This is a genomic window from Psychromonas algarum (genome assembly GCF_004376845.1).
Classification (GTDB): Bacteria; Pseudomonadota; Gammaproteobacteria; order Enterobacterales; family Psychromonadaceae; genus Psychromonas.
On sequence record NZ_SNUW01000031.1, the window covers coordinates 1 to 3,838 of the forward strand.

The following is a 3,838-nucleotide window of genomic DNA, read 5'->3' on the forward strand; positions in this document are numbered from 1 at the left end:
ACACCGTTAGATGTGACAATTGACACGGGCGCGACTACGGCGCCAGATGCCGCAACGGCAACAGAAGACCAAGTTGCGGCAGCGACTAGCGGCAACGTGTTAGGCAACGATGAATCGGGCATGGCAGTCAGCAATGCTGGTGATTTAAGCAGCCCTTACGGCACCTTGCATTTAGCGGCAGACGGCTCGTATACCTTTGATTTAGATAACGCTCATGCCAGTGCATTAGCCGCGGGGAAGACCGCTACCCAAGAGTTCACGTATGAAGTGACCGATGTGGCCGGTAATACGGCGCACGACATCTTGACCATCACCATCACCGGTACCAATGATGTGCCAGTGATCACCGGCACCACCACCGGTGATTTAACCGAAGACGCCACCACTCCGACGTTAACCGTGTCAGACCAGCTACATATCACCGATGCAGATGCTGGTGAAGCGCACTTCCAAGCAGTTACTGGCGCGCCGAGTGATCATGGTTACGGTGAATTTACGGTAACCGATAATGGACATTGGACGTACACGGCAGATAACTCACAGCTTGCAATTCAATCGTTAGCCGAAGGTCAACCATTAACCGATACCATCACAGTATTGGCGGCAGACGGTACACCAACGGTATTAACGGTGACCATCACCGGTACCAATGACGCGCCAGAATTGACGCTCACGCCAGATGCGGCTCAACCGTTTACCGGCACATTAACTGAAACGGATGTTGATACCACCGATACGCACACCTTTACTACCACACAAGGGGTGGGCGCGTTCGGTACGTTAACTGTTGACCCAGCAACGGGTGATTACGTTTATACACAAACGCCAGGCACAGTGAAAGGCATGGCGTATGATCACAATACGGGTCAATACAGCGGCCAAGACGTATTTGAAGTGCAGGTCGCGGATAACCACGGCGGCACCGATATCAAGTACGTGACCTTTGATGTGAGCGCAACAATGAGTGGTCCAACGGCGGCGAATCCTCATACGCCTGTGGTCGTTCATGTGGGCACGCCAACAGCGCCAACCATCACACAAGCCGCGCCAACGCAGCCAACCATTACGCCACCGACCAACGCGGTGACTATTGATTTAGCGAGTACCAGTGATTCGTTTGGTCAAGGTACAGCGGGTAACGAGAACGATAATATTACGTCAGATATCACCCCAACTATTACCGGTCATGTGGATATTCCGTTCTCAGTAGTGGAAATTAAAGACGGTACGACGATTGTTGCGACAACGACAGCGGATGCAAACGGTGACTACACAGTTGACACCTCAGCACTGGCTGGCACTGATGCAGGACAAGTACATCATTTACAAGCAGTAGCGACCGCGCCAGGCGCGACAGGTACTCCAGCCGTAACCTCTAGCACTTTAGACGTGACGCTTGATACTGGCGCAATGACGGTTACTGACAACATTGGTGCAACAGAAGACCAAGCCGCGGCAGTCACTCATGGCAACGTGTTAGGCAACGATGAAACGGGCATGACGGTCAGCAATGCCGGTGATATAACCGGTACACACGGCACCTTGCACTTAAATGCGGACGGTACGTATACCTATGATTTGGATAACACCGATAGCGCAGTTCAAGGGTTAACGGCTGCAGGTCAACCGATCCAAGATGTGTATGAATATCATGTTACGGACGCAGCGGGAAATACGGCGACCGAGCATTTAACCATTACGATTTCAGGTACCGACGATGCACCTGTCATTAGTGGTACCGATACGGGCGCGGCGAAAGAAGACGTTGCGAGCCAATCAACGGCCAGTGGTACCTTGACCATCACTGATGTGGATGCGGGTGAAGACCACTTTACCGCGGCCAGCGGCATCACGGGTACCGGTAATCACGGCACCTTAGACATCGATGCGAGTGGCGCGTGGACGTATCATTTAGATAACGCCAATGCCGAGGTGCAAGCCTTGGGCGAAAGCGCAACAGGCACCACCAATTCACTGACGGACACCTTTGCGGTCACCTCAGCTGATGGCACCGCGCACACCATAACAGTGACGATTGCCGGGACCAATGACGCGCCCGCCTTTACCACGGCGACCTTGACACAAGCTGGCGACGAAGACACGACAGTGAGCGGTCAATTAGGCTCAACGGACACGGATACCGGTGACAGCGTGACGTACACGGCGACCGGTACACTGCCGGATGGCTTTACCTTACATGCTGATGGTAGCTACACATTAGATGCGAGCGTTCCGGCTTATCAGCACATTGCTGTCGGCGATACGCAAGACATCACCATCCCAGTAACGGTCACCGATGGTGCAGGCGAGACAGACGCACAAACCTTGACCATCACGTTATCCGGCACCAACGACGCCCCTGTTATCACTGACATCAGCGCAAAAACCGTGGCGGAAGGCAGTACAGTCACGGGTACTATTACCTCGAGTGATGTGGATGACCATGCTACTGCGACGTTCAGTATTGCGCAGCCAGTGGATGGGTTTGCCTTAAACCGAGATGGCAGCTATACCTTTGATGCCCGCCACGCTAGCTACGCCCATTTAGCGGCGGGCACATCGCAAGATGTGAGCATTGCTGTGACGGTGACTGATGAGCACGGCGATGTTGCGACACAAGATTTAGTTATCCATATTACCGGCACCAACGACGTGCCAGTGATTGCGGGCACGGATACGGGCTCAGTGAAAGAAGACGTTGCGAGCCAATCAACGGCCAGTGGTACCTTGACCATCACTGATGTGGATGCGGGTGAAAACCACTTTACCGCGGCCAGCGGCATCACGGGTACCGGTAATCACGGCACCTTAGACATCGATGCGAGTGGCGCGTGGACGTATCATTTAGATAACAGCAATGCCGAGGTGCAAGCCTTGGGGGAAAGCGCAACAGGCACCACCAATTCACTGACGGACACCTTTGCGGTCACCTCAGCTGATGGCACCGCGCACACCATAACAGTGACGATTGCCGGGACCAATGACGCGCCCGCCTTTACCACGGCGACCTTGACACAAGCTGGCGACGAAGACACGACAGTGAGCGGTCAATTAGGCTCAACGGACACGGATACCGGTGACAGCGTGACGTACACGGCGACCGGTACACTGCCGGATGGCTTTACCTTACATGCTGATGGTAGCTACACATTAGATGCGAGCGTTCCGGCTTATCAGCACATTGCTGTCGGCGATACGCAAGACATCACCATCCCAGTAACGGTCACCGATGGTGCAGGCGAGACAGACGCACAAACCTTGACCATCACGTTATCCGGCACCAACGACGCCCCTGTTATCACTGACATCAGCGCAAAAACCGTGGCGGAAGGCAGTACAGTCACGGGTACTATTACCTCGAGTGATGTGGATGACCATGCTACTGCGACGTTCAGTATTGCGCAGCCAGTGGATGGGTTTAGCTTACATGCAGATGGCAGCTATACCTTTGATGCCAGCCACCCGGCTTACGCCCATTTAGCGGCGGGCACATCGCAAGATGTGAGCATTGCTGTGACGGTGACTGATGAGCACGGCGATGTTGCGACACAAGATTTAGTTATCCATATTACCGGCACCAACGACGTGCCCGTGATTGCGGGCACGGATACGGGCTCAGTGAAAGAAGACATTGCGAGCCAATCCACGGCCAGTGGCACCTTGAGTATCACCGATGTGGATGCGGGTGAAGACCACTTTACCGCGGCCAGCGGTATTACGGGAACGGGGAATCACGGCAGCTTAGACATCGATGCCAGCGGCGCGTGGACCTACCATTTAGATAACAGCAATGCCGAGGTGCAAGCCTTGGGCGAAAGTGCCACGGGCACCACTAACT

Annotated in this window: 1 protein-coding gene; it reads left to right on the forward strand. The window is 54.3% G+C overall.

Features of this window, described 5'->3' with window-relative positions; translation table 11 throughout:
- Nucleotides 1–96: 96 nt before the first annotated feature.
- Nucleotides 97–3,838: beta strand repeat-containing protein (locus tag E2R68_RS13755; RefSeq protein WP_445177090.1), on the forward strand; the 3,742-nt coding region annotated here is incomplete at its 3' end.